General features: G+C 41.9%; 24 protein-coding genes and 1 pseudogene. 18 read left to right on the top strand and 7 right to left on the bottom strand.

Features of this window, described 5'->3' with window-relative positions; genetic code table 11:
* Positions 1-4 precede the first annotated feature (4 nt).
* The 8 genes and pseudogenes from hisD to LGZ98_RS11800 all read left to right on the top strand — a co-directional run.
* Positions 5-1,324: pseudogene (gene hisD / locus LGZ98_RS11835) on the top strand (histidinol dehydrogenase); the annotation flags it as partial.
* Positions 1,325-2,428, top strand: coding sequence for a histidinol-phosphate transaminase (gene hisC, locus LGZ98_RS11830; RefSeq protein WP_262978117.1), 1,104 nt, complete (start codon positions 1,325-1,327; stop codon positions 2,426-2,428).
* On the top strand, positions 2,428-3,495 hold the full coding sequence (gene hisB, locus LGZ98_RS11825) for a bifunctional histidinol-phosphatase/imidazoleglycerol-phosphate dehydratase HisB (RefSeq protein WP_262978116.1): 1,068 nt from the start codon (positions 2,428-2,430) through the stop codon (positions 3,493-3,495). Before hisC ends, hisB begins: the two co-directional genes overlap by 1 nt.
* Positions 3,495-4,100 (top strand): imidazole glycerol phosphate synthase subunit HisH, encoded by a 606-nt coding sequence (gene hisH / locus LGZ98_RS11820; RefSeq protein ID WP_113042200.1) that lies wholly within the window; start codon positions 3,495-3,497, stop codon positions 4,098-4,100. Before hisB ends, hisH begins: the two co-directional genes overlap by 1 nt.
* A gap of 5 nt (positions 4,101-4,105) precedes the next feature.
* Positions 4,106-4,843: a 1-(5-phosphoribosyl)-5-[(5-phosphoribosylamino)methylideneamino]imidazole-4-carboxamide isomerase gene (gene hisA, locus LGZ98_RS11815; RefSeq protein ID WP_262978115.1), complete on the top strand. Its 738-nt coding sequence runs from the start codon at positions 4,106-4,108 to the stop codon at positions 4,841-4,843.
* Positions 4,825-5,601: an imidazole glycerol phosphate synthase subunit HisF gene (gene hisF / locus LGZ98_RS11810; RefSeq protein ID WP_113024900.1), complete on the top strand. Its 777-nt coding sequence runs from the start codon at positions 4,825-4,827 to the stop codon at positions 5,599-5,601. The genes hisA and hisF overlap by 19 nt, the downstream gene beginning before the upstream one ends.
* Positions 5,595-6,200: a bifunctional phosphoribosyl-AMP cyclohydrolase/phosphoribosyl-ATP diphosphatase HisIE gene (gene hisIE, locus LGZ98_RS11805; protein WP_228902547.1), complete on the top strand. Its 606-nt coding sequence runs from the start codon at positions 5,595-5,597 to the stop codon at positions 6,198-6,200. The genes hisF and hisIE overlap by 7 nt, the downstream gene beginning before the upstream one ends.
* A gap of 102 nt (positions 6,201-6,302) precedes the next feature.
* Positions 6,303-6,470, top strand: a complete 168-nt coding sequence (locus tag LGZ98_RS11800) for a hypothetical protein (protein WP_228902546.1) — start codon at positions 6,303-6,305, stop codon at positions 6,468-6,470.
* 76 nt (positions 6,471-6,546) lie between these two features.
* Here the strand turns inward: LGZ98_RS11800 and yiaY are convergent, their stop codons facing one another.
* On the bottom strand, positions 6,547-7,698 hold the full coding sequence (yiaY, locus tag LGZ98_RS11795) for an L-threonine dehydrogenase (RefSeq protein WP_262978114.1): 1,152 nt from the start codon (positions 7,696-7,698) through the stop codon (positions 6,547-6,549).
* Positions 7,699-8,119: 421 nt separating this feature from the next.
* On the opposite strand from yiaY, the gene LGZ98_RS11790 reads away from it, so the two are divergent.
* The 3 genes from LGZ98_RS11790 to LGZ98_RS11780 all read left to right on the top strand — a co-directional run bounded on the left by LGZ98_RS11790 (position 8,120) and on the right by LGZ98_RS11780 (position 11,342).
* Positions 8,120-8,611: a YbaK/prolyl-tRNA synthetase associated domain-containing protein gene (locus LGZ98_RS11790; protein WP_113042196.1), complete on the top strand. Its 492-nt coding sequence runs from the start codon at positions 8,120-8,122 to the stop codon at positions 8,609-8,611.
* Positions 8,612-9,104: 493 nt separating this feature from the next.
* A complete protein-coding gene (locus LGZ98_RS11785; RefSeq protein WP_113042195.1) occupies positions 9,105-9,725 on the top strand; it encodes a beta/gamma crystallin domain-containing protein in 621 nt (206 codons plus the stop codon).
* Positions 9,726-10,712: 987 nt separating this feature from the next.
* Positions 10,713-11,342, top strand: coding sequence for a beta/gamma crystallin domain-containing protein (locus LGZ98_RS11780; protein ID WP_262978113.1), 630 nt, complete (start codon positions 10,713-10,715; stop codon positions 11,340-11,342).
* A 182-nt stretch (positions 11,343-11,524) separates the two neighbouring features.
* Here the strand turns inward: LGZ98_RS11780 and gndA are convergent, their stop codons facing one another.
* Positions 11,525-12,931 carry an NADP-dependent phosphogluconate dehydrogenase gene (gene gndA / locus LGZ98_RS11775; RefSeq protein WP_262978112.1) on the bottom strand — a complete coding sequence of 469 codons (1,407 nt, stop codon included), beginning with the start codon at positions 12,929-12,931 and terminating at the stop codon, positions 11,525-11,527.
* A gap of 251 nt (positions 12,932-13,182) precedes the next feature.
* Here gndA and LGZ98_RS11770 point away from each other — a divergent pair, with 251 nt between their 5' ends.
* The gene (locus LGZ98_RS11770) at positions 13,183-14,739 is read left to right on the top strand and encodes a TerC family protein (RefSeq protein WP_228901335.1); all 1,557 of its coding nucleotides are present in this window, start codon (positions 13,183-13,185) and stop codon (positions 14,737-14,739) included.
* Between the two features lie 303 nt (positions 14,740-15,042).
* Here the strand turns inward: LGZ98_RS11770 and asmA are convergent, their stop codons facing one another.
* The 4 genes from asmA to apbC all read right to left on the bottom strand — a co-directional run bounded on the left by asmA (position 15,043) and on the right by apbC (position 19,709).
* A complete protein-coding gene (gene asmA, locus LGZ98_RS11765) occupies positions 15,043-16,875 on the bottom strand; it encodes an outer membrane assembly protein AsmA (protein ID WP_262978111.1) in 1,833 nt (610 codons plus the stop codon).
* Between the two features lie 58 nt (positions 16,876-16,933).
* On the bottom strand, positions 16,934-17,515 hold the full coding sequence (gene dcd, locus LGZ98_RS11760) for a dCTP deaminase (RefSeq protein ID WP_113042190.1): 582 nt from the start codon (positions 17,513-17,515) through the stop codon (positions 16,934-16,936).
* Positions 17,516-17,698: 183 nt separating this feature from the next.
* Positions 17,699-18,340, bottom strand: a complete 642-nt coding sequence (gene udk / locus LGZ98_RS11755; protein ID WP_113042189.1) for a uridine kinase — start codon at positions 18,338-18,340, stop codon at positions 17,699-17,701.
* A gap of 256 nt (positions 18,341-18,596) precedes the next feature.
* The gene (gene apbC / locus LGZ98_RS11750) at positions 18,597-19,709 is read right to left on the bottom strand and encodes an iron-sulfur cluster carrier protein ApbC (RefSeq protein ID WP_262978110.1); all 1,113 of its coding nucleotides are present in this window, start codon (positions 19,707-19,709) and stop codon (positions 18,597-18,599) included.
* 261 nt (positions 19,710-19,970) lie between these two features.
* On the opposite strand from apbC, the gene metG reads away from it, so the two are divergent.
* From metG to LGZ98_RS11740, 3 genes are all read left to right on the top strand, one after another.
* On the top strand, positions 19,971-21,998 hold the full coding sequence (gene metG / locus LGZ98_RS11745) for a methionine--tRNA ligase (protein ID WP_113042187.1): 2,028 nt from the start codon (positions 19,971-19,973) through the stop codon (positions 21,996-21,998).
* 223 nt (positions 21,999-22,221) lie between these two features.
* Entirely contained in the window at positions 22,222-22,356 is a 135-nt protein-coding gene (locus tag LGZ98_RS24240; protein ID WP_157852127.1) for a type I-F CRISPR-associated endoribonuclease Cas6/Csy4, read from the top strand.
* 208 nt (positions 22,357-22,564) lie between these two features.
* On the top strand, positions 22,565-23,047 hold the full coding sequence (locus tag LGZ98_RS11740) for an Hcp family type VI secretion system effector (RefSeq protein WP_058589258.1): 483 nt from the start codon (positions 22,565-22,567) through the stop codon (positions 23,045-23,047).
* Positions 23,048-23,320: 273 nt separating this feature from the next.
* Here LGZ98_RS11740 and LGZ98_RS11735 read toward each other — a convergent pair whose 3' ends face one another.
* Positions 23,321-23,845: a DUF2778 domain-containing protein gene (locus LGZ98_RS11735; RefSeq protein ID WP_146748089.1), complete on the bottom strand. Its 525-nt coding sequence runs from the start codon at positions 23,843-23,845 to the stop codon at positions 23,321-23,323.
* Positions 23,846-24,140: 295 nt separating this feature from the next.
* Here LGZ98_RS11735 and LGZ98_RS11730 point away from each other — a divergent pair, with 295 nt between their 5' ends.
* The 3 genes from LGZ98_RS11730 (at position 24,141) to cdd (ending at position 26,302) form a co-directional block, all read left to right on the top strand.
* Complete coding sequence (locus LGZ98_RS11730) at positions 24,141-24,578, top strand: CidA/LrgA family protein (RefSeq protein WP_228901339.1); 438 nt, start codon at positions 24,141-24,143, stop codon at positions 24,576-24,578.
* A 2-nt stretch (positions 24,579-24,580) separates the two neighbouring features.
* Positions 24,581-25,276 (top strand): CidB/LrgB family autolysis modulator, encoded by a 696-nt coding sequence (locus LGZ98_RS11725; RefSeq protein ID WP_112894842.1) that lies wholly within the window; start codon positions 24,581-24,583, stop codon positions 25,274-25,276.
* Between the two features lie 141 nt (positions 25,277-25,417).
* The gene (cdd, locus tag LGZ98_RS11720) at positions 25,418-26,302 is read left to right on the top strand and encodes a cytidine deaminase (RefSeq protein WP_113042184.1); all 885 of its coding nucleotides are present in this window, start codon (positions 25,418-25,420) and stop codon (positions 26,300-26,302) included.
* Positions 26,303-26,335 lie beyond the last annotated feature (33 nt).

The following is a 26,335-nucleotide window of genomic DNA, read 5'->3' as shown; positions in this document are numbered from 1 at the left end:
GAAAATGACTGACCATTTCGATACCCTGATCCGTTGGCAGGAATGTCATGATGAACAGCAAAACGCTTTACTGACACGCCCTGCAATTTCAGCTTCCGTAGAAATCTCCCATACCGTGGAACACATTCTGCATGCGGTAAAAGAGTCTGGCGATCACACTCTGCGTGAATTTAGCCGCCGTTTCGACAAAACGGTTATTAAAAATATCCGTATTTCGCCGGAAGAGATCGCCGCCGCGGAAAACAGCCTGAATGACGACATTAAACAGGCAATGAAACAGGCAATGAATAATATTCGCGTTTTCCACGAAGCGCAGAAGCCTATAAAGATCGAAGTAGAAACCCAACCTGGGGTCTATTGTCAACAAGTAACACGGCCTATCGATTCTGTCGGGCTCTATATCCCCGGAGGTTCTGCACCATTACTTTCTACCGTTTTGATGCTCGGAATACCTGCACAAATAGCGGGTTGCCATAAAGTTGTACTTTGTTCCCCGCCACCGATTGCCAATGAAATTCTCTATGCAGCCACACTGTGTGGAATTACGGAAATATTCCAGATTGGTGGTGCTCAAGCCATTGCTGCTATGGCATTCGGAACAGAATCCATCCCCAAAGTAGATAAGATTTTTGGTCCAGGTAACGCTTATGTTACCGAAGCCAAAAGACAAGTTAGTCAGCACGTAGATGGTGCCGCCATTGATATGCCTGCTGGCCCATCGGAACTGCTTATTATCGCCGATGCGGGAGCAAACCCCATCTTTGTGGCTGCCGATTTACTCTCACAAGCAGAACATGGTCCTGACTCACAAGTGATATTGGTTACACCTGATGAAGCGTTAGCCAGAAAAGTGATAGCGGAAATCGAAAAACAGCTTACCCTGCTTTCCCGCAATCAAATTGCCACCAAGGCATTAGCGCACAGCAGAATTATTGTGACAACAAGCCTGCAACAGTGTGTGGAAATCAGCAACCGCTATGGCCCAGAACACCTGATTATTCAAACTCGCCAACCAGAACAACTGGTTGAAAAAATCACGAGCGCCGGTTCTATTTTCCTCGGTGACTGGTCGCCGGAATCTGCGGGAGATTACGCATCAGGAACCAATCACGTATTACCAACTTATGGCTACACCTCAACCTATTCCAGCCTTGGTCTGGCGGATTTCCTAAAGCGTATGACAATTCAACAACTGACGCCGCAAGGGCTGCTGAACCTATCTCAGACCATTGAAACACTGGCGCAAGCAGAACAACTGACCGCTCATAAAAACGCTGTCACTTTACGTGTGGCGGCGCTGAATATTGCCGGTCAAGGCGTGAATATGAATAACATTTTTGATGCCAACCGGTTGGCACGAGAAAATATCCGCAAATTAACCCCTTATATGTCTGCTCGTCGCCTTGGCGGCAAGGGTGATGTTTGGTTGAATGCCAATGAATACCCACTAGCACCTAATTTCCAATGCACTGAGCAAACATTAAACCGTTATCCTGACTGCCAGCCAGCCTCGGTTATCCGCCGTTATGCCGCCTATGCCGGCTTACAACCTGAGCAAGTACTAGCCTGTCGTGGTGCTGATGAATCCATTGAACTTCTAATCCGCGTATTTTGTGAACCCGGACAAGATATGGTGCTGTTTTGCCCTCCGACTTATGGTATGTACAGTGTCAGCGCTGAAACTTTTGGTGTCGAACAAAAGAAAATTGCCACACTGGAAAATTGGCAACTGGATATCGAAGCGATCGAAAATAACCTCGACCGGGTAAAATTAATCTATATCTGTAGCCCTAATAACCCAACAGGAAACGCAATTAATCCTGATTCATTGCGTAAAATTCTGGAACTAACCGCCAATCGTGCAATTGTCACTATCGATGAAGCCTATATTGAATTCTGCCCGGAAAATAGTATCGCAAGCTGGCTAAAAAACTATCCAAATTTAGTCATTTTGCGAACCCTCTCGAAAGCTTTTGCTTTAGCCGGTCTGCGCTGTGGATTTACTCTCGCATCTGTGGATATCATCACTCTGTTGTTAAAAGTGATTGCACCTTACCCGCTTTCCACTCCTGTTGCGGATATTGCAGCACAGGCACTGACAGCAGAAGGTATCGCAATTATGCAAAAACGTGTCGTTGAGATCAGGGAAAACCGCAATGACTTACAACAGGCGCTGAATAAATTAGCCATCGTTGAAAAAGTATTCCCCAGTGAAACCAACTACATATTGGTGAAATTCTATGACGCAGAAACTGTTTTCAGAACATTATGGCATCAGGGCATCATCCTACGCGACCAGCGCAAACAGCCCGGTTTAGAGGGTTGCCTGCGGATCACCATCGGCAGCCGTAAAGAGTGTGAGCGAGTGGTTGAAGCCATCAGCGCCCTTTCCACTGTAAATGAACAACCAAAGGAGACAGCAAACTGATGAACCAGAAACTCCTTTTTATTGATCGGGATGGTACGCTGATCACTGAACCGCCAGCAGATTTTCAAGTTGATCGTCTGGATAAACTGGCACTGGAAACCGAGGTTATTCCTGCTCTGCTTGCCCTGCAAAAATCGGGGTTCAGGCTGATTATGATCACCAATCAGGATGGTCTTGGCACAGATAGTTTTCCATTAGAACAATTTGAACCACCACATAACCTGATGATGCAGATTTTCAATTCTCAAGGCATCCATTTTGATGAAGTTTTAATCTGCCCTCACAAACCAGAAGAGAACTGTCATTGCCGTAAGCCAAAAATAAAACTAGTGGAAAAATATCTGGCAGAAAGCGTGATGGATACCGCTAACAGCTATGTGATTGGAGACCGGGAAACCGATCTACAACTGGCAAAAAATATGGGCATTCAGGGGTTACGTTATCATCCGAAAAACCTTGGCTGGTCCGCCATCAGTGAACGACTAACCCGTCAAGACCGTCACGCTCATGTTCAACGTATCACTAAAGAGACATCCATCAACATTGACGTTTGGCTTGATCATGAAGGTAGCAGCGATATCAATACCGGTGTCGGGTTCTTTGACCATATGTTGGATCAGATTGCTACCCACGGTGGTTTCCGCATGCATGTTCAGGTTAAAGGCGATCTCTGTATTGATGATCACCATACCGTTGAGGATACCGGTCTGGCATTGGGGGAAGCATTGAAACTGGCTTTGGGAGATAAACGGGGCATCTGTCGCTTTGGTTTTGTGTTGCCAATGGATGAATGCCTTGCCCGCTGTGCTCTCGATATTTCCGGGCGTCCTCATCTGGAATATAAAGCTGAATTCAAACACCAGCGGGTGGGTGATCTGAGCACTGAAATGATTGAGCACTTCTTTCGTTCACTCTCTTATGCAATGGCCTGTACACTGCATCTGAAAACGAAAGGCAGCAACGATCATCACAGAGCAGAAAGCCTGTTTAAAGCCTTTGGCCGAACACTACGTCAGGCAATTCGGGTAGAAGGCGATACATTGCCAAGTTCCAAAGGGGTTCTGTGATGAAAGTTGTCATTCTTGATACTGGCTGCGCTAACTTGTCATCGGTAGCTTATGCCATCCGAAAATTAGGCTATCAACCTGAAATCAGTCAGGAAACAGCAACGATCCTGGCAGCAGATAAACTACTTTTACCTGGTGTCGGCACTGCCAGTGCTGCAATGGATCAATTGAAACAACGGGAACTTATACCGTTAATTAAAGTACTCAGCCAACCTGTGTTAGGTATTTGCCTTGGCATGCAGCTATTCGCTGCCACCAGCGAAGAAAGCGATAATGTTGCAGGTAATAATGTCACCCTACTCGAAGTTATGGCTTCCCCCGTCCAAAAAATGGCTACGCATGGGCTTCCATTACCACACATGGGCTGGAACCAAGTTCTGCCAAAAGCCGGGCACCCGCTATTCCGTGGTATTGAAGACCATGCCTATTTTTATTTTGTCCATAGCTACGCGATCCCGCTGAATACCTACACCATTGCGCAAACTGAATATGGCAATATTTTCAGCAGCGCAATCGCCAAAGATAACTTCTTCGGCGTACAGTTTCACCCTGAACGTTCCGGTGCTGCCGGAGCCAGACTATTAAAGAATTTTCTGGAGATGTAGGCACAATGATTATACCCGCATTAGATTTGATAGATGGCAAAGTAGTACGGTTACATCAAGGGGATTATGCTCAACAACGGGATTATCAACACGATCCTTTGTCCCACTTTCAACAATATGAACAACAGGGAGCAAAATTGCTCCATCTGGTCGACCTGACCGGCGCTAAAGATCCATCCGCCCGCCAGATCCCTTTACTGCGCAAATTACTTGCAGCAGTTTCTATACCTGTTCAGGTCGGCGGCGGCATCCGTACAGAAGAAGATGTGAAAACATTGCTTGATGCGGGTGCCAACCGGATAGTGATTGGCTCTATCGCCATAAAACAACCGGCACTCGTTACCCAATGGTTTAAACGTTATGGTGCCGAAAATATTGTGCTGGCGCTGGATGTTCGTATCAATAATACAGGCATAAAACAAGTTGCCATCAATGGCTGGCGGGAGAATTCCTCCGTCACTCTGGAACAGGTTATTGAGCAATATCTGCCTTGCGGGTTGAAATATGTACTGTGTACAGATATCTCCCGCGATGGCACGCTAACTGGCTCAAATGTCGAATTATATCGGGCAATTTGCCAATACTATCCACAAATCGCGTTTCAGGCTTCGGGGGGCATCGGCACATTGAATGATATCGCTTCTCTGCCCGCCAGCGGCGTAGCCGGAGTTATTATTGGTCGCGCATTACTTGATGAAAAATTTACCCTGAAGGAGGCAATTCAATGCTGGCAAAACGCATAATTCCTTGCCTTGATGTTCGTGACGGGCAAGTGGTTAAAGGCATTCAGTTTCGTCATCACGAAATTATCGGCGATATTGTGCCACTTGCCCAACGTTATGCAACAGAAGGTGCAGATGAACTGGTTTTCTACGATATCACTGCCTCATCTGATGGACGGGTAGTCGATAAAAGTTGGGTCGCCAAAGTTGCGGAGGTGATTGATATTCCCTTTTGTGTCGCTGGTGGTATTAAAACTGTCGAAGATGCAGGGCAAATCCTTTCATTTGGGGCAGATAAAATCTCTATCAACTCTCCTGCACTGGCTGATCCAACCTTAATTACTCGTTTGGCCGATCGTTATGGTGTTCAATGCATTGTCGTAGGGATTGACACCTGGTTTGATGAAAGCACTGGCCGCTATCAAGTTTATCAGTTTACCGGTGACGAAAAACGCACAAAGGCCACTCAATGGCAAACCCTCGATTGGGTAAAAGAAGCGCAACACCGGGGTGCAGGTGAAATCGTACTCAATATGATGAATCAGGATGGTGTCCGCAATGGCTACGATCTGACTCAACTAAAACAGGTGCGTGACGTTTGTCATGTTCCTCTCATTGCCTCTGGTGGTGCAGGCGCACCAGAACACTTTCTTGATGCCTTTAAACAGGCAAATGTCGATGGTGCACTCGCTGCATCTGTATTCCATAAACACATTATTAATATTGGTGAATTAAAACAGTACCTTTCACAACAAGGCGTGGAGATAAGAACTTGCTAACCGCACAACAAATCGAAAAACTGGATTGGGAAAAAGTCGCTTATATGATGCCGGTTATTGTACAACATGCTATATCCGGCGATGTCCTCATGATGGGCTACATGAATAAAGAAGCACTGAATATTACTATCAGTTCAGGCAAAATCACTTTCTTTTCCCGCAGTAAACAACGTCTATGGACCAAAGGAGAAAACTCCGGCCATTTTCTTAATTTGGTCAATATCTATCCTGATTGTGACAATGACGCTCTGTTAGCACTCGCAGACCCAATCGGCCCTACCTGCCACTTTGGTACATACAGTTGCTTTGCTCCGGCACAAACTGAATGGGGATTTCTCTATCAGCTTGAAAAATTACTGGCAAGTCGCAAAACAGCCGACCCTGACCACTCATACACCGCAAAATTATATGCCAGCGGTACTAAACGAATCGCTCAGAAAGTGGGTGAAGAAGGGGTAGAAACTGCTTTAGCCGCGGCAGTTAATAATAAAGAGGAGCTAACGAATGAAGCAGCAGACCTGATGTATCACCTAATGGTTCTACTACAGGATCAAGAGCTGGATCTGAGTTCCGTCATTCGTCGATTAAAAGAAAGATAATTAATAATACCCAACGAAATAGGTACAGCGAATATACCCTATGGATTTCAAGATACATCGCGACGGCAAGGGAACAAATCCCCCGGGAGCATAGATAACTATGTGACCGGGGTGAGTGAGTGCAGCCAACAAAGAGGCAACTTGAAAGATGACGGGTATACATACAATTTTATATTCTTCGTTGCCCCTGTCACCGCGATCCACCGCCCTTTTCCGGTAGATGAAAAGGCAAAAGCCTGTCACACGAAAAACGATTATCAGGCGACGTAGACGTCTACGTCGCCTTTTAGTGACGGCTCCCCGCCCAATTAGGCATAGGTATCTACACGAAATGAACGTTTACACATCACATGGCAGCTTTAAAGATTGCAACAATTTCTTCATGGGTAGCTTGAGTGGGATTAGTCAAACAACATATATCTTTCAAGGTATTAGTTGCTAATTCTGGTAAATCTTCTAGTTTGACATTCAGTTCCGCTAAACCCGACGGAATACCAATATCTTTTAATAACTTACGAATTTCAGCAATACATGCCGCAGCCCCTTGCTGATCATTCATAGCGCTTACATCTACCCCCATCGCAGCGGCAATATCTTTCAAACGACCCGCAACGGCTTTAGCGTTGAACTCTTGAACGTGTGGTAATAAAACAGCATTACATACACCGTGTGGTAAATCATAAGTACCACCCAATTGGTGAGACATGGCGTGAACATATCCCAGTAATGCACTATTAAACGCCATCCCCGCCAAGAATTGTGCATAGGCCATGTTTTTACGTGCTTCTATATTGTTCCCATCTGCGACTGCCTGGCGTAAAGAGTGACTAATCATCGAGATTGATTTCAGTGCACAAGCATCCGTTATTGGGTTAGCCCCAACAGAAACATAGGCTTCAACCGCATGAGTCATTGCATCCATTCCGGTTGCGGCGGTTAAACCTTTCGGCATTCCCACCATCAATTCTGGATCGTTCACAGACAAAACAGGTGTTATTTTCTTATCAGCAATGGCCATTTTTATGTGGCTCTCAGTATCAGTAATGACGCAAAAACGTGACATTTCTGACGCAGTACCCGCAGTAGTATTAACTGAGATTAATGGCAAATGCGGTTTAGATGAACGACCAATACCTACATAATCCCGAATATCTCCTCCATTAGCAGCGACCAACACAATCGCTTTTGCACAATCATGTGGCGAACCACCCCCTAAAGAAATAACGCAATCGCTATTATGCTGACGCAGAATATCCAAACCTTCCTCAACATTAGCTGTCGTCGGATTCGGATTGGTACCATCATAAACCGTATTCTCAATATCAACATCAGATAATAAAGATTGAACTTTTGCTACTACTCCAATTTCATTTAAAACCCGATCAGTCACAATCAATGCTCGCTTGTAACCATCAACTTTCATTGCATTTACCGCTTCAACCAAACAACCCGCACCAAACATATTTACCGATGTCATAAAAAAAGTCGTAGTCATCATTGACAATTCCTTATATTAAAATAGTTCTAGAATGAAAATATATAAAAAGTAAAATTTGAAAAATCACCTAATGGAACTACAGATCATTGCTCTTGCAACAAACATAAATAATAGCTCTATTTAAACCATACAATTCAAAAAATATAAATATACCCGTCATATTTCAAGTTGCCTCTTTGTTGGCTGCACTCGCTCACCCCGGTCACATAGTTATCTATGCTCCCGGGGATTCACTCCCTTGCCGTCGCGATGCATCTTGAAATCCATAGGGTATATATCTCGGTAGAGTTAGATAATGTTTATTAAAATAGATATTTGATAATTTTTCCTCTTGGTAATATATGTCATTGGCAATATAATAAATACAATAATCGAGAAGATTAATATATCAATTCACCAAGTCATTATTTAGGAGTTTATTTTGTCCTCTAACGAAATATTTAACCGCCTGACCACATTATTGGATAATCATCATGCTAGCTATCGGGTGATGGAACATTCAACCGCCGGACATTCTGAAGAAGTTGCAAAAATCCGTGGTACACAACTTGGACAAGGGGCAAAAGGATTAGTTTGCCATGTTAAAGGGGAAGGATTCCGCCAATATGTACTCGCTGTACTGCCTGCGGATCAACAAGCAGACCTCTCTTCACTGGCAAAACAGATCGGTGGCAGCCGCGCCTCACTGGCAAGTCCTAAAGAAGTTTTTGAACTGACTCAATGTGTATTTGGTGCTATTCCACCTTTTAGTTTTCATCCAGATCTGAAACTGGTTGCAGACCCTTTATTATTTGAACGTTTTGATGAACTGGCTTTTAATGCCGGTAGCCTTGAACGCTCAGTGATTCTTAACACTCAAGATTACCATCGAATTGCACAACCTGAATTGGTGAGTTTTCGTCGGGTAGAATAAATACCATCGCGAAAAATGATATTTGTCAAATAGCCTATAAAAATAGGCTATTTAAGATAATATTTAAAATATATTCATTTAAATAGTAACTATCCCGCCCCAATAAGTTTATATCATTAGATAAAGTCATTATTATTGCTACATTATATAAACATTAAACAGAGAGGTATAATTATCAAATACCATGAATATCTAATTATTCACTATTGAGCCATATACAAAAAATTATCAATTACATTAGGGGATAATTCACCACCCAAATAAAGGTGTTTCTTGATAGGAATTTTCAATTATTTTTAATTTCAGAAACTTTATTTCAAATATCGGTATAAAATGACATGTCAATTATATTAATGTTGTATTGACAACAATTTAATATGCCTATTCATTATATTTTATTAAATACAAAAACCCACGCTCATTGTATTCTCATATCGCTTTCAACAAGAAAGATGACGTTTTTTTTAAAATAAAGTTTAAGGAATAGAAAAATATGACTAATAAGCTAGTTACAGGTGCAACTTTTTTCGATAGAAAATACTTTCTGGGTGAAGCGCACTATTATCCAGAAAACGATATCATTATTCCATTGCCTTATGATCTCAACGATAGATTCCGTTCAGTAAGAATTGGAACGTTATCAAAAGTCTATGCATGGCGTCATCAGAGTAATTGTGAACCAGGTCAACGCTATCGTGAATGGGAATACGATCACCCAGATATTGATAGAGAAATTAGAGGATTATCTAAGTTTAAAGTGGCACCAAAAGATACCTGCTTGGTTGCATTAAAACTTATTGATGATACTTATTCAGGTATTAAATTCTCAATGTTCACGAATACACATTGCGTGGGCCCAGTTGAAACAACAACTGATGATGATTATGCACTGGTTGGTATATTGCCATTTGAGACTGAGTTAGTCACTGCCATTGCAATAAGAAATACCAGTACTGGAGTATATATCAATAACGGATCATTCTATTTCTATCGTGATGCAAATGGTGTTGTTACTATTGATGAGAAAGCTAATTTCCCTAAAAATCTCAGAATAGTTAATGCAGGTGGCAATCGTTTTGATATTCATATTATCAGTACCGATTTTTCTCACTAATCCGGTCATAATGTAACAATAATTAACCATCGTTTTCAGACAGGCTACGTTCTGAAAATTTAAGCAACACCGTTGCGGAATATCATCAAAAACCGCAACGGTGTATTCATAAATCAGCAAAAATTTCGTGGTTATATACTCAAGATACTTCAAAGTGCATGTTTGAAAAACGATTATGTTGTTGAATTTAAATGTTTTTATATCTGACGACTCAAGCATCTTGAAGTTCATTCGGTATATACCCTATGGATTTCAAGATTATCGCGACGGCAAGGGAGCGAATCCCCGGGAGCATAGCGAACGATGTGACCAGGGTGAGCGAGTGCAGCCAACAAATCCTTAACCATTAGCTAGCCATTCATTGTTATTTATCCTTTTTCTATAAAAATTTATAATCAAAAAGTCAAATAGTCACTTAATCTTTAAAAAAACATTAAATTAAGATCCACAAGAAATAATTTTCACAAGCTATTTCTTTTGAGATAAATACTTCCATAATGATCAATTTTAAAAATTATAGAAAAACCAAACCATTCCATTATTACATATCTTATTTTAGGTATTTTCATAATATTATTAATAAAAAACAATCTTATAGTATCTATTCAAAACACCAAGCATGAAAAATATTCACAATCAAATTGAATACTAAATTTAAGATAAAAAATTCACTAAAAATATCAAATTTTCACATTTCAATCAGTCAATTTGACTATACTAGTATAATTATAAAAATATTATTCGGTATTTTTTAAACAACTTTACTTTATGTATTTTTATGCTAATTTTAACATTAACCCATAGAATATTATTCTTCTATTGACTGGATATATTGCATCTAAAGATGAGGAATAAATGAATTATCAGTGGGAAATATTACACAGAAAAAATCCAATTTTCACAAATAGTATAAACGAGTCAATACTATATATTTCACATTAATACAATCAGGTATATTACTTACATTAACTTTGAGGAATAGAATAAATGACAAAAGAATTAATTACAGGCGTCACGTTTTTCGAAGAGAAAAACTATCAGGGTAAGTCACATGATTACCCAGAGCTCGATAAAATTATATCGCTCCCTTCCAATCTTAACGATAAATTTCGTTCAGTAAAAATTGGAAAGTTATCAAAAGTCCATGCGTGGCGTCACTATAACGATCCAGAGAGTAAATATTATGAATGGGTAGTCGACAATCCAGATATCGATAAAGAAATTAGAGGGTTATCGAAATTCAAAATTATACAGAAAGATACAAAACTGGTTGCACTAAAAATCATTGATGATACTCATTCAGATACAAAATTCTCTATGACCATTAAGATATTTAATGGAGAAGAAGAGGAAACAATCGACGTTAACGCAACAACAGATGATAATTATACTGTCGTTAACGAACTACTGGTACAGAAAGAGATAGTCACTTCAATTTATGTCAGAGATGTCAACACCGGAGAATATATTGGTAACGGGTCATTTTATTTTTCTTATGATGCTATCGGTATCGCAACTATTTATGAAGGTCTCAATTTCCCTAAAAACTTGAAACTGGTTCATGTAGGAAATAATCGTTTTGATTTTCACATTATTAGCGCTGATCCTATTGCTTAATTCGGGATTAATGTGACAATCATCACTCTCAGACAAGTTATATTCTGAAATCTAAACTACGCCGTTGCGGTATATTTGTTAAAAAACCGCAACGACGTGTTCCAGATGATCGCGGAAATTAAAACCACATCATATCTGATGTAAATTTATCCACTTTCCTGGTCAATCGGTGATAACCGGGCTTACTCCATCCATTCAGTATGGAAAACACCTTCTTTATCAGTACGTTTATAAGTATGAGCACCAAAATAATCACGCTGAGCCTGAATTAAATTAGCAGGCAATATAGCTGAACGATAACTATCGTAGTAAGAAATAGCAGCCGAGAAAGTAGGCGTTGGGATACCATTCTGCACCCCATACGAGACAACATCACGCAGTGCCTGCTGATATTCATCAGCAATTTTCTTAAAGTAAGGCGCCAACAACAGATTAGCAATATCCGCATTTTCGTTATACGCGTCAGTAATTTTTTGCAGGAATTGAGCACGAATAATACAACCCGCCCGGAAAATCCCGGCAATCTCACCGTAATTAAGATCCCACTGGTACTCATCAGATGCCGCTTTCAATTGCTGAAAACCCTGAGCATAAGAGACGATTTTACCCAAATAAAGCGCACGGCGGACTTTCTCAATAAATTCGGCCTTATCACCTTTAAATGGTTGTACATCCGGCCCGCTCAAAACTTGAGCCGCGGCCACTCTCTGATCTTTTAGAGAAGAAATATAACGTGCAAATACCGATTCGGTGATCAACGTCACTGGAATCCCTAAATCCAGAGAGCTCTGGCTGGTCCACTTACCCGTACCTTTATTTGCTGCTTCATCCAAAATCACATCAACCAAATATTGGCCTGCTTCATCTTTCTTATGGAAAATATCAGCCGTGATTTCAATCAAATAACTGCTTAATTCGCCATTATTCCAGTCAGTGAAAATCTCAGATAGTTCTTCATTGCTCAGATTTAGGGCATTTTTCAGTAAAGAATAGGCTTCAGCAATGAGCTGCATATCACCGTATTCAATGCCATTGTGAACCATTTTCACATAATGGCCGGCACCATCCGGGCCAATATAGGCCACACAAGGTTTACCTTCAGCTTTAGCCGCAATCTCTTGCAGAATTGGTGCCACCAATTTATACGCCTCTTTCTGGCCGCCAGGCATAATAGATGGACCTTTCAATGCCCCCTCTTCTCCACCGGAAACCCCGGTACCGATAAAATTAAAACCCTGCGCAGAAAGCTCGCGATTACGACGGATAGTATCCTGAAAATAGGTATTACCCCCATCAATCAAAATATCACCTTTATCCAGATGTGGGGTCAGTGAAGCAATAGTTTTATCGGTTGCTTCGCCAGCCTTAACCATGAGCAGAATACGGCGCGGTTTTTCCAGTGAATCGACAAATTCTTCGACCGTGTAACTTGGAACTAATTTCTTCCCCGGATTTTCGGCGATCACTTCGTCAGTCTTATCACTTGAACGGTTAAATATAGATACGGAATAACCACGGCTCTCAATATTTAGTGCCAAGTTACGCCCCATCACCGCCATACCGACAACACCAATCTGCTGCTTGGACATGAATAACTCCTGTCTGATGATAATTCTGCTCACCAATAACAATAATAATTAGTGTGCAATTTGTTAATGTGATCACATGTTAACTCAGGACGAGTCCTAATGGATAGTTATTGGTGCCATCGATACCGCTACACCCCATTTTTTGGAAAAAACTTCCTCAGATGAAAAATCAACTATTGAAATTTGATGAGTCAATGCCCATTATTCATTATTCGGCATGAGCCGTCATATTAAAAGGTAAAACAAACTGTATGGAATGGATCGCTGATCCGACGATATGGGCTGGACTGGTTACTCTTATCGTTCTAGAAATTGTCCTTGGAATTGACAACTTGGTCTTTATTGCCATTCTGGCAGATAAACTTCCTGAAAAACAAAGAGACAAAGCAAGAATTACAGGTCTAAGTTGTGCGTTACTGATGCGTATCGTACTGCTTTTTAGTCTTTCTTGGTTGATAACGCTAACTCATCCATTAATTACGCTTTGGGAACATCCATTTAGTGCTCGTGACCTAATTATGCTGATAGGTGGTCTTTTCTTACTGTTCAAAGCGACAATGGAGCTCAATGAACGGCTGGAAGGTAAAGATGCCCACTCAGGACAACAACGCAAAACATCTAAATTTTGGACGGTTGTCGTTCAAATCATTGTCCTTGATGCTGTATTTTCATTGGATTCAGTGGTGACTGCTGTTGGTATGGTAGACAACATCGGTATCATGATCGTGGCAGTCACCATTGCGATGTTCCTGATGATACTGGCAAGTAAACCGTTGACCACTTTCGTCAATGCTCACCCGACTATCGTTATTCTCTGTCTGAGCTTCTTGTTGATGATCGGTTTCAGTCTGATAGCCGAAGGTTTTGGTTATCGCATCCCCAAAGGTTACTTGTACGCCGCTATCGGCTTCTCTATTATGATTGAAGCCTTAAACCAATTTGCTCAATTTAACCGCCGCAGATTTCTTACTGCTTCCCGTTCACTACGTGAAAGAACAGCGGAAGCCGTTTTACGTATCCTGAGTGGTAAGCATGAAAATGCAGAATTGGATAATCATACATCCAATCTGATTTCTGATAATCAGGAAGTGTTTGATCCACAAGAACGTCAAATGATTGCCAGGGTTCTGGGCATGGCACAGCGTAACGTTAACAGTATCATGACTTCCCGTCACGACGTGGAGTACCTTGATATTCATGCACCAACCGAAAATTTGACGCAAATACTGAGTAAAAATCCTCACACACGCATTGTGGTAACAGATGAAGATATCAGTGACGAACCATTAGGTGTTGTCCATGTTATTGATTTACTGAATCAACAACTCAACCAACAGCCTTTTGATTTACATTCGCTGATAAAACAGCCTCTGATTTTCCCTGAACAGCTTTCACTACTCCAGGCATTGGAGCAGTTCCGCCAGGCACAAACTCACTTCGCGTTTGTTGTCGATGAATTTGGTTCTGTGGAAGGTGTGGTGACTTTGACCGACGTAATGGAAACTATCGCGGGTAATTTACCGGTAGATGGCGAAGAAACTGATGCCCGCCATGATATTCAAGCGACTGAACATGGTGGTTGGATCGCCAATGGTTATATGCCGCTGGATGATTTGATCCTTTATGTCCCTTTGCAACTGGATGAAAAACGTGAATATCAAACCTTAGCAGGTTTGTTAATGGAACATTCACAACATATTCCACGACAAGGTGAGCAATTACAGATTGATAATTACCTGTTTGAACCGTTGGAAGTGACCAGTCATCGAATTAATAAGGTAAAAATTACCCCTCTGGTGTCAGAGTAAAGAAAATAGAGAATAACCCAGTGTTATTGATCATTCATCGTATCTGCCATCACTGAGTTTTCCCTCTGAAACAAAATAAAACCCGGTCAGTTTAAACTGCACCGGGATTTTTTGGGCCTTTGCTATCAATAATATTATTCATTAATTCAACAGGATTATATTCATATATACCCAATGGATTTCAAGATGGATCGCGACGGCAAGGGAGCGAATCCCCGGGAGCATAGATAACTCTGTGACCGGGGTGAGTGAGTGCGGCCAACAAAGAGGCAACTTGAAAGATGACGGGTATATAACCCTCGCTTAATTACTGCTACGTTCAACCCAATCGTTAATAGCCTGTTTTACCTTGTTCTCCAACTCATTATGCAGCAATTGCTCAATATCCAAATTGTATTGCAGATTACTCCAATTACCGTAAACCCGAAGTGGTACTTTCATTTTTCGCAGACGACTAACCAATTCATTATCCTTGCCCCATCCTTGTGTTATCTGTACTTTTAAAGCGACATCAACATGTTGTTTAAGCAGATTAGTCTTACCCTGCCCATCAATATTCAGCAAATCGGATACCGCATGCAGTCGACTGATTTTTATATCACCTCGATTCAGTACCGCTTTAACATCAAGCTTTTTAGCGCGGGTGAAATTATCTATATTATCAGGGATATTCACTTTATCCGTTGCACGAGCAACGGATTGCTGGATTAATTGGGGGATATTTAATCCATACATTTTGGCATTAACTAAACTGAAATTAAGATCACCCTGCCAAATATGCGAAATCGCATAACCATCATATCCTTTACCAGAAAGATCCCCATTCAGATCGAATTTACCACTAAATGCCGGTGGTAAGGAAAAGGCTTTGAGTACGGGTTCCAGTTCTATATTCCGCAGTAAAGGTTTTGCGTGTAACTTAAGTTGATTACCCGTTGCATCTAAAATAACCGGAATAGAGAAATCACCACCAAATAATTTGCCATTCAGAGTAGAAATTTCAGCAGTACCACTATTATTTGTCGCTTTCAATATCAGATTATCGATCTCCATTCCTCGATAAACAAATTTGTCCGCATTAATAGTCAGATTGGCGTTAAAGTCATTTAGAAATGCAGCGCTATAATCAGGCGGGGCAGAGCTTGAAACGGCGATTACCGGTTTAGCTGAACTATTCTCTATCCGATAATAACGTTTAACTTCTGAACCCTCTTTAGGAAGCAAGTCCCATCCTATCAGATTATCTAAATTCAGTTTTTGGGAAGATAAATCGATCCGATAATCCGCATGAGCCCCCAATATTGCTTTTATACTGCCATGCAGTTCACTCTCATTAGCGGTGAAACTTAGCGTCTGTAAAGAAATTGTTTGCGGTCCATCTGTCGTCTCTTTTTGATAAACAGCATGTACTTTTCCTGAACCACTAATTCCTCCCGTAGGTATACCTGCGCCCTGGAGTTGGTAATCAAAGGAGTCAATATTACCCGCAACACGATATGGATAATCAGTAATATCGACATCTGCATTAAGATTAAAAGCCAAGTCTTGCTGATTCTTACTGACTTTGCTACTTAACTCTACGTTGATATGGTTTTGGTTATCTCGCTCCATTAGCAGATTAATATCGCGGACATTTAACTGCTCATGATCATCTCGCTGCCAAATAAGCAAACTATCCGCGACCTTAATTCTGGCGATATCAAGCTTCCAACCCTCACCCTTCGCAACAGAGTTGGCTGTACTCCCTGTTGGTGCAATAGGGCTATTCTCTTTTTTCTGCGACTGGCTCTCCGGGGTTACTCTCAATATCGCCCCTTTCAACATCACCTCTTTAACTGCAAGCTGATGAGAAAGAAGCGGCCACAACTCCACATCAAGACGCATATTTTCTGCCGTCACTATTGGTTGAACCGCTCCTGGGGCCGTTAATGACATACTCCCGGTAATGATGCTCAATTTCGGCCAGACATGCCAGCGCATACCATCTTGCAGGACGAGTTGGTAGCCACTCTTCTTTTGCACCTGCTTGACCATATAAGCCCGAAAGTCATTTGGGTTTACTAACATGACTAATGCTGCCAGACCGGTAATAATCACAACCAGCAAAATAATCAGTGTCGTCAGCAATCTCTTCATGACTTCCTCAGCTTTTTTTGTCAAAACAGTCAATGCAATTCAATAGCCGATAAAAATGTTAATCTTCATCAATACGGCTACCCACCGCACCCTGTTGGTTTTTATATTTCGCATCTTGACGACGGTTATATGGACGGTCAGCGGAACCAGACAATGGCTCAAAACTCAAAGCACCGATGACCATACCCGGACGTAACGCCAGAGGCAATTTACCAGAGTTATAGAATTCAAGAACAATTTGACCATGCCAGCCCGGATCAATCCGGTGTGCTGTCACGTGTACCATCAACCCAAGACGAGCAAGAGAAGAACGGCCATCAAGCCAGCCCACCAAATCATCCGGCAATGTGACAGATTCCAGCGTAACGGCCAATGCCAACTCGCCAGGATGGAGGAAAAAAACCTCATCGTCAGACAGAATTATTTCATCACTCATCACACGATCAAGCGCAGCACTGACCTCATCTTTCGGACCACTCAAATCAATATATGCCGCAGTATGACCACAGAAAACACGAAACTGATTCCCAAGGCGCACATCCGCAGTTGCCCCGTTAATGCGTTCAATCGGCGGACGTGGAGTAATGACCAATTTACCTTCATCAAGCCATTTAATAATGTCGCGGTCACAGAGTCGCATTATTTCCTCTCCAATACGATGCTGCTTATCAATTCAATGACTGACAAGCAAAGTTTTATACCCGTTATCTTTCAAGTTGCCTCTTTGTTGGCTGCACTCACTCGCCCCAGTCACATCGTTACCTATGCTCCCGGGGATTCGCTCCCTTGCCGTCGCGATGCATCTTGAAATCCATAGGGTACATTATTCGCAGAACTGACCAATTTTGGCTTTCAATATATCAATTGCTACTCGGTTTTTACCCCCGCGCGGCACAATAATATCTGCATATTGCTTTGATGGTTCAATAAATTGCAGGAACATTGGACGCACAGTTTTATGATATTGCTCAATAACCGAATCCAGAGAACGCCCCCGTTCATGCACATCCCGCTTAATACGACGCATAAGGCAAATATCCAGTGGCGTATCAACAAAAATCGAGAAGTCCATCTCCTGGCGCAAGCGCTTATCGGTCAATAATAGAATACCTTCCAGAATAATAACCCTTTTCGGTGCAAAATGAATCGCTTCTGGTTTACGAGTATGAACAACATAATCGTATTGTGGTAATTCAATTGATTCACCCATTTTCAGCGCTTGTAGGTGAGAAAAGAGCAGATTGTGATCCATTGAGCTTGGATGGTCATAATTAGTCTTATAACGCTCTTCCATTGATAGATCGCTCTGATCTTTATAATAGCAATCCTCTGGTATAATACCGATATTGTGATCACCAACTTGAGCGCGTAATTCACGATAAAGTGTATTAGCAATGAGACTTTTACCTGAGGCAGATGCACCAGAAATTCCTACAATTGTGCACTGATATGCTTCGTCAGCCATAATAGAGATAACCTGATTCTAGAAAAAAATGGGAACAAAGCACTTATGAGGGCTTTGTTTGGCGAGATTATAGGGAGTTAATGGTATCTGTTCCAGTGTAAACAAGAGAAGTCTCACTTTTTTCGAAGCGTTTCGCATAAAAATCATGTAACGAAGGAAATCGAACAAGCATATTTCTCCCCACACAAAATCTCCCCATACAAAAAGCGGGCAATGAAAACATCCACCACCCGTTATCATCAATCAAATACTTGCATTAAACAGCACGGAACGAAATTTCTGTTGGTATCTTCTCACCTTGCCAATACATCTGTGCTGAAATATTCGCGGCAATTTCGCGATAAATATCGGTAAATTCACTATCAGGATTACTGATAACGGTTGGCTGACCACGATCAAGATCTTCACGCAGTGAAATATGCAGCGGGATTTGTCCCAATAATTTACAGTGATATTTAGCCGCCAATTTTTCTGCCCCACCCGTTCCAAAAATAGGTTCCAGGTGACCACAGTTACCACAAATATGCGTACTCATATTTTCAATAATACCCAGTACAGGCACCTTCACTTTCTGGAACATGACGATGCCTTTCATTGCATCAATTAAGGCAATATCCTGAGGCGTTGTTACCACCAGTGCCCCCGTTACCGGGATGTTTTGTGACAAAGTGAGCTGAATATCACCGGTTCCCGGTGGCATATCGATAACCAGATAATCAAGATCCGGCCATAATGTATCTTGTAACATCTGCATCAATGCTTTACTAGCCATTGGGCCGCGCCATACCATTGCATTGTCATCTGTTACTAAATAACCAATCGAGTTAGTGGCAAGGCCATGAGTCATAATCGGCGCCATATGCTGCCCGTCCGGGGAAGTTGGGCGCTCTTTGGTGGTTCCCAACATACTCGGAACAGAAGGACCGTAGATATCTGCATCCAGAATACCGACTTTTGCCCCCTCCTGAGCCAATGCCAGCGCCAGGTTTACGGCAGTGCTGGATTTACCCACCCCACCTTTACCCGAGCTGACAGCCAAAATATTGCGGACACCATTAATTCCCGGCAAATCATTAGCGCGACGTAATGTGCTGATATCATGGATCAATTTCCACGCCACTGATTTTGCACCCGTTACCGCCTGTAATTTTTCCGTTGTCGCCGCTTTTAACGCCTTAAAACCGCTTTGCCAGACAAACGGCATCAGTAATTCAATGTGCAAGACACCATCAAGCATCGTGCAATGATGTAGGGCCTTCAATGTTGTCAAATCACGTTCCAGTGTCAGGTGTGTAAAAGTAGCAAGTATTTTTGTTACCTGAGATTTCAGCAGGTCAGGATTGGTCTGCTCGGGGGATTGTGAGTTCATCCCGGCTCCTTTAATGATTATCATTAGCTAAAAACCATCTCTCCATCATAACAGAACCCAATGCGTTCGGATAAAATTAGCGACAAAAACCCGCTGCCCGCTCACTGATTCAATTTTTATCCATTGACAGCCTCTAAAATATTCAGGTTCTAAAACGTATTGGATAAAACTCACTAATATTAAACCTTACCCTAGCGACAATTTTTTTGATCGGTTAACATCAAACTTCCTTTTTCACTTATTGGAAGTCAGATCCTTACTATGTCTCAAGTCGCAAAAAAATTATTGGTAACGTGCGCGTTGCCATATGCTAACGGTCCAATCCATCTCGGTCACATGCTGGAACATATCCAAGCAGATATTTGGGTCCGTTTTCAGCGAATGCGCGGCAAAGAGGTTCACTTTATCTGTGCCGATGACGCTCATGGAACACCAATCATGCTGAAAGCTCAGCAAATGGGTATTGCTCCTGAAGAGATGATCACAACGGTGAACCAAGAGCATCATCAGGATTTTACTGGCTTTTCAGTGAGCTATGATAACTATCACTCTACGCATAGCGAAGAGAACCAAACGTTATCAACCAAAATCTATCTCGAACTGAAAAAAAACGGTCATATTAAAAATCGTACTATTTCTCAGTTATATGATCCTGAGAAAAATATGTTTCTGCCGGATCGCTTTGTGAAAGGTAGCTGCCCGAAATGTAAGGCAGAAGATCAGTATGGCGATAACTGTGAAGTTTGCGGATCAACCTACAGCCCAACTGAGCTACTCAACCCTCGCTCTGCTGTCTCCGGCGCGACGCCAGAAATGCGTGAAACAGAACACTTCTTCTTCGATCTGCCCGCATTCAGTAACATGTTACAAGCCTGGACCCGCTCCGGCGCATTACAGGAACAAGTTGCTAACAAAATGCAGGAATGGTTTGAATCCGGTTTACAACAGTGGGATATCACCCGTGACGCCCCCTATTTCGGTTTTGAAATTCCTGATGCACCGGGAAAATATTTCTATGTCTGGCTGGATGCACCTATCGGCTATATGGGTTCTTTCCAAAACCTGTGTGATAAACGCGGAAATCTGAGTTTTGATGAGTTCTGGGCAAAAGATTCCACCGCCGATCTGTATCATTTTATCGGTAAAGACATTGTTTATTTCCACAGCCTGTTCTGGCCTGCCATGCTGGAAGGCAGCGGTTACCGTAAGCCAACCAACGTGTTTGTTCACGGCTATGTCACCGTCAACGGTGCGAAGATGTCCAAATCCCGTGGTACTTTTATTAAAGCCAGCACGTATTTGGATCATCTAGATGCAGACTGTTTGCGTTATTACTATGCAGCCAAACTCTCTGCTCGCATTGATGATATCGATCTAAATCTGGAAGATTTTGTTCAGCGTGTTAACAGCGATATCGTTAATAAAGTTGTTAACCTGGCCTCCCGTAATGCAGGCTTCATTAATAAACGCTTTAACGGCAAGCTGGCGGATAAACTGGCTGATCCGGCGCTTTACCAACAGTTTATTGATGGAGCAAAGGTGATTGCAGAAGAGTTTAATAACCGCGAATTCAGCAAAGCAATCCGTGAAATCATGGCACTGGCTGATTTGGCAAACCGTTATGTGGATGAGCAAGCGCCGTGGGTGGTGGCAAAAGAAGCAGGCCGTGATGCCGATCTTCAAGCTATCTGTTCAATGGGCATCAACCTGTTCCGCGTTTTGATGACTTTCCTGAAACCCGTTTTACCAAGTCTGGCAGAACGCGCAGAAGCTTTCTTAAATACAGAACTCACCTGGCGTGGTATTGAACAGCCGCTGCTGGATCATCAAGTTTCTACCTTTAAGGCCCTATTCAATCGCATTGATATGGATAAAGTGGACGCTATGGTTGTGGCATCTAAAGAGAGCATCAACACACCACAAAAAGTCAGCGGTCCACTGGTAGAAGATCCAATTCAGGACACCATTACCTTTGATGATTTTACCAAAGTTGATATGCGCGTCGCCCTTATTAAACAGGCTGATTTTGTCGAAGGCTCAGATAAGTTGCTGAAACTGATGCTGGATCTTGGTGGCGAAACTCGCCAGGTATTTTCGGGTATTCGCTCCAGTTATCCTGATCCAAAAGCACTGGAAGGCCGTTTAACCATTATGGTTGCTAATCTGGCACCACGCAAAATGCGCTTTGGTATTTCGGAAGGGATGGTTATGGCCGCCGGACCTGGCGGAAAAGATATCTTTTTACTCAGCCCTGACAGCGGCGCCCAACCCGGTATGCAAGTGAAATAATAGTTAATTTATTTCATTAATATTTTTACCCACGGGGATCAGTAATGGTCCCCGCTTTATTTTAATGTGAGCTTTGACATCCTTGTATCTTGGATTTATCCAGAGCATCACTTTCAACATGCCAGCGAGCAAGGCGTGAAAGTTGCCAGTAAATTAGAGTCTTCATTTCAAAATACTTGCTGCTTATCAGTAGGGACTATTACTGGGGCGACTGGTATCCAGCTTGTGTCTTAAGAATCGGTTTTCTGGGCAAACTTTTTCGTTAATTGTCGAACAAGGGCCGATAGAAGATAGATCTGCACCTGGATTTTTTAGCTGTTTTGTGTTGAACAAATCAACTACCGTACCTTGGTTTTGATCCTCTTTTATTGGTTAATTATATGTATATGTGACATGGAAAATTTCCATCTCCAGTATCCACTTTAGATTTTCTTCAATAAAAAGTAAGTTCAAAGTAGTTAATAAAATTATCACTAGTTATAGTGAGATAATTCAGTTAAATTATCATCGAATTTAGAATAGAATTGAAGTAAATCAATGTGTAGGAAAATTATTAGGAGGTTAGTATGGCCATACCGGCATATATATGGTTGCAAGATGATGGTGGTGCAGACATTAAGGGATCTGTCGATGTACAAAATCGCGAGGGTAGCATTGAAATCCTGAGTTTTAACCATAGTCTATATATTCCCACTGATAGTAGTACAGGAAAACTAACGGGTACCAGAGTACATGGTTCAATGAGTTTCGAAAAAGAATTTGATCGGGCATCTCCATACCTTTATAAAGCTGTTGCCACTGGACAGACGTTACAATCTGCCAATATCAAATGGTACAGAATAGACAATGCAGGTCAGGAAGAGGAGTATTTCCATATCCTTATGAGCGGAGTGAAAATTGTTTCAATTTCTCCAGTAATGCATAATATAAAAGATCCATCTTATCAACATCTTAATCATCTAGAATCCGTTGAAATCAGATACGAGAAAATTACGTGGAAATACCTTGACGGTAACATCATTTACTCTGATTCGTGGAAAGAGCGCTAAGAAATAACGCCGGAATATCCGGCATTTTACCGAAGTCTATTAAAGATCCGACTGGCGATTTTGTGTATAATTAGAGCTATCATTAAGAGTGCAAAGATGTCTATAAACAATTCAATCCAGCTATCCTCGTAATTTCCTCCTAACCAACCCAAATTTATCCTATTCAGGAAACGTTCTACCACACGATACACCTGATAAACAGCCAAGTTTAACGGAGTAATGAGCCGGAACGCTAGCAGTGCGATCAACAGGCATAGTAAATAACCAAAAAAGCTAAGAAACTTTACACGCACCAAAATTTGTATTCCCCGTAACATCAACTCTATCGTATGCCATCAATGAGCTGCCCGGTACTTTAAACTTATGGGTACGGAGCAGAGCGTTTCGTACGATATTAAAGTCAGAAACACGATAAAAGGTGATACATCCCCAAGACTCGCCGCTACCATTCGGACGCAATGGATGAAGACGAAATGCTCCGCGTCGAACACCGTTCACGAATATATAATCATTCATTGTCTGAAAACTATATAACCCAAACCATTGAGAATGATTAGTACCATGAATCATATCAAGAGCTGTGCCTCTGACTTGGTTCGCTATGCTACCAACCGGACGATCAACAATCCAATACTGACCTGGAGGAATTGCTGATTTCTCAATGTAAGAACATTCAGACTTGTTGACGTATGGATCTTGACCAGAGAAAACGTCAAATATACCAACGCCATAACAATGAAATTTAGCCTTTCGTCCATTATCGGACAGGTCGTTATAATTCATCCTACAAATTTGCATGGTTATTCCCATATAATATATCTGCGAGTTGTATTCCAACCCGCAATTGATTAAATTACTATTTTTTCCATAGCGTATGTTTTCGTATGGTTGGACTTCAACGCTATCATAAAGTTCACTTTTTTCTAGAAAACCTCATATTAAATCAAACCACACATTACCAATCTTGCTAATCATTTTATCGGGGCTGTAATCCAGAACCGCCGAAATTTCCGTCATCCTTTCGAAGGAAAAGATGGCACATTCCCAAGGTCACTTGTATGATAAGTACCTCACCAGAATTAGGAATTTTGTTATGTCGTTTCGTGAAGTACTGATTGTTGGTTGGCAGTACCTGAGAGCATTTGTTCTGATTTATTTATGTTTGCTGACAGGTAATGCCATTTCTTCCCTACTACCCATCATTATTCCCGGCAGTATTATCGGTATGTTGATCTTGTTCGTTTTATTAGCTTTCCAGCTAATTCCTGCTCATTGGGCAAAACCAGGCTGTAGCCTGTTACTAAAAAATATGACCTTGCTGTTTCTGCCTATTGGCGTAGGCGTAATGAATTATTACGATCAACTCAGCCAACAGATAATTCCGATTGTTTTTTCATGCCTGATCAGTACTGCAATTGTTATGATTATCGTTGCTTACAGTTCCCACTATGTTCATCATGAACGTCCAATTATAGGCTCCACATCAGAAATTAAGAGTAAACAACAGAAACAAGAGAAACAAGAGAAATAAAAATGTTAAGTCATATTTGGTGGTCACTACCATTAACATTGATTGTATTTTACACCGCAAGAAAACTTTCACTACGATGCAAAATTCCCATTCTGAACCCCTTATTGGTTTCTATCGCCGTCCTTATTCCAATATTATTAATAACCCACACGCCTTATGAACACTATTTTGCCGGCAGCCAAATTCTAAATGATCTACTCCAGCCCGCCGTAGTTGCGTTGGCATTTCCTCTATATGAGCAGATACACCAGATCCGAGCCCAATGGAAGTCCATTATTAGCATCTGTTTTATCGGTAGTATTGTCGCTATGGTGACAGGCACTGCTATTGCCTTGTGGATGGGCGCCACGCCTGAAATGGCCGCTTCGATATTGCCTAAATCTGTCACAACACCAATAGCAATGGCAGTAGCAGACGCCATTGGCGGTATTCCTGCAATCAGTGCTGCTTGTGTCATTTTTGTCGGCATTCTCGGCGCAATATTTGGTCATAACCTGTTTGATCTTTTACAGGTAAAAACCAAAGCATCCCGCGGCTTAGCAATGGGAACGGCATCACATGCTTTGGGTACCGCCCGCTGTGCAGAGGTCAATTTCGTTGAAGGCGCATACAGCTCATTGGCATTGATGACCTGCGGTATCATTACTTCACTAACAGCCCCTTTTGTATTCCCGGTGCTGCTATACCTATTTAGCTAGTATATCTGTTAGGAAATTTGATAATAATCGCTCGATTATCAACTTCAATTACATAATTCTCATCATCTATATGATATTTATCACATTACAAATCTCATCAGACAACTTAGAATGATCTCAAGTTAATTCGGAGATCACGCTATGCAAGCTCGTTTTCACCCTATATGGGTACAGCTGCCATCTAAACTACAGGATGCACTTTTACCTTACGCAGGAAACGATGACTTTCCTGCCATGCTCACTGCTGAACAGGCTAAATCTATTAAGAAAGCCTGCGGTTTTGACGATAACACCTTGGCTGTCGCCCTGTTGCCCCTCGCAACGGCATGTTCCCTGACACCAATATCACATTTTAATGTTGGTGCGATTGCCCGCGGTGAAAGCGGAAACCTCTATTTTGGCGCTAATATGGAATTTGCGGGCGTACCACTACAGCAAACGATTCATGCTGAACAATGTGCGATTACCCACGCTTGGTTATTAGGCGAGAAAAGACTGGCATCTGTTACTGTGAATTACTCTCCGTGCGGCCATTGCCGCCAATTTATGAATGAACTTAATAGTGGCACACAATTAGAGATTCATCTGCCAAAACAGGCACCTTCAACATTAGATCACTATCTGCCAGATTCTTTTGGTCCAAATGATCTGGGCATCACAACTTTGTTGATGGACCCGGTCAATCATGGCTATAAACTAGAAACGACGGATAAATTAGTACTAACGGCATTAGATGCAGCAAACCAGAGCTATGCCCCATACAGTAATTCCTACAGCGGTACCGCACTTCTGGGAAAAGATGGAAGAATTTATCCTGGGCGTTATGCAGAAAATGCCGCATTTAACCCAAGCTTGCCCCCATTACAAGCAGCGCTGATTCTGATGAACATTTCTGGTGGTGATTGCCTGGCTATCGAAAGAGCGGTGTTAGTTGAGGGAAAACACAGTGATTTATCCCAACGGAGTGCGACTCAATCTATACTTGCTGCGCTCGGTTGCAGCAAATTTGATTACTACACTTTCTAAGTTCAGTGGAAAATTCATTTTTCCCTCTATGCA

The sequence above is a fragment of the Photorhabdus kayaii genome (genome assembly GCF_025384895.1).
In the GTDB taxonomy this organism is placed as follows: Bacteria; Pseudomonadota; Gammaproteobacteria; order Enterobacterales; family Enterobacteriaceae; genus Photorhabdus; species Photorhabdus kayaii.
The sequence above is the reverse complement of the archived record's forward strand: the minus strand, read 5'-3'. Positions and strand labels throughout refer to the sequence as shown.

Bases quoted from the DNA above. Each gene is read 5' to 3' on its own strand.
- hisC (WP_262978117.1), top strand. From the start codon at position 1,325: ATGAATAACATTTTTGATGCCAACCGGTTGGCACGAGAAAATATCCGC.
- hisB (WP_262978116.1), top strand. From the start codon at position 2,428: ATGAACCAGAAACTCCTTTTTATTGATCGGGATGGTACGCTGATCACT.
- hisH (WP_113042200.1), top strand. From the start codon at position 3,495: ATGAAAGTTGTCATTCTTGATACTGGCTGCGCTAACTTGTCATCGGTA.
- hisA (WP_262978115.1), top strand. From the start codon at position 4,106: ATGATTATACCCGCATTAGATTTGATAGATGGCAAAGTAGTACGGTTA.
- hisF (WP_113024900.1), top strand. From the start codon at position 4,825: ATGCTGGCAAAACGCATAATTCCTTGCCTTGATGTTCGTGACGGGCAA.
- yiaY (WP_262978114.1), bottom strand. From the start codon at position 7,698: ATGATGACTACGACTTTTTTTATGACATCGGTAAATATGTTTGGTGCG.
- LGZ98_RS11785 (WP_113042195.1), top strand. From the start codon at position 9,105: ATGACTAATAAGCTAGTTACAGGTGCAACTTTTTTCGATAGAAAATAC.
- LGZ98_RS11780 (WP_262978113.1), top strand. From the start codon at position 10,713: ATGACAAAAGAATTAATTACAGGCGTCACGTTTTTCGAAGAGAAAAAC.
- gndA (WP_262978112.1), bottom strand. From the start codon at position 12,931: ATGTCCAAGCAGCAGATTGGTGTTGTCGGTATGGCGGTGATGGGGCGT.
- LGZ98_RS11770 (WP_228901335.1), top strand. From the start codon at position 13,183: ATGGAATGGATCGCTGATCCGACGATATGGGCTGGACTGGTTACTCTT.
- asmA (WP_262978111.1), bottom strand. From the start codon at position 16,875: ATGAAGAGATTGCTGACGACACTGATTATTTTGCTGGTTGTGATTATT.
- dcd (WP_113042190.1), bottom strand. From the start codon at position 17,515: ATGCGACTCTGTGACCGCGACATTATTAAATGGCTTGATGAAGGTAAA.
- udk (WP_113042189.1), bottom strand. From the start codon at position 18,340: ATGGCTGACGAAGCATATCAGTGCACAATTGTAGGAATTTCTGGTGCA.
- apbC (WP_262978110.1), bottom strand. From the start codon at position 19,709: ATGAACTCACAATCCCCCGAGCAGACCAATCCTGACCTGCTGAAATCT.
- metG (WP_113042187.1), top strand. From the start codon at position 19,971: ATGTCTCAAGTCGCAAAAAAATTATTGGTAACGTGCGCGTTGCCATAT.
- LGZ98_RS11740 (WP_058589258.1), top strand. From the start codon at position 22,565: ATGGCCATACCGGCATATATATGGTTGCAAGATGATGGTGGTGCAGAC.
- LGZ98_RS11735 (WP_146748089.1), bottom strand. From the start codon at position 23,845: ATGCAAATTTGTAGGATGAATTATAACGACCTGTCCGATAATGGACGA.
- LGZ98_RS11730 (WP_228901339.1), top strand. From the start codon at position 24,141: ATGTCGTTTCGTGAAGTACTGATTGTTGGTTGGCAGTACCTGAGAGCA.
- LGZ98_RS11725 (WP_112894842.1), top strand. From the start codon at position 24,581: ATGTTAAGTCATATTTGGTGGTCACTACCATTAACATTGATTGTATTT.
- cdd (WP_113042184.1), top strand. From the start codon at position 25,418: ATGCAAGCTCGTTTTCACCCTATATGGGTACAGCTGCCATCTAAACTA.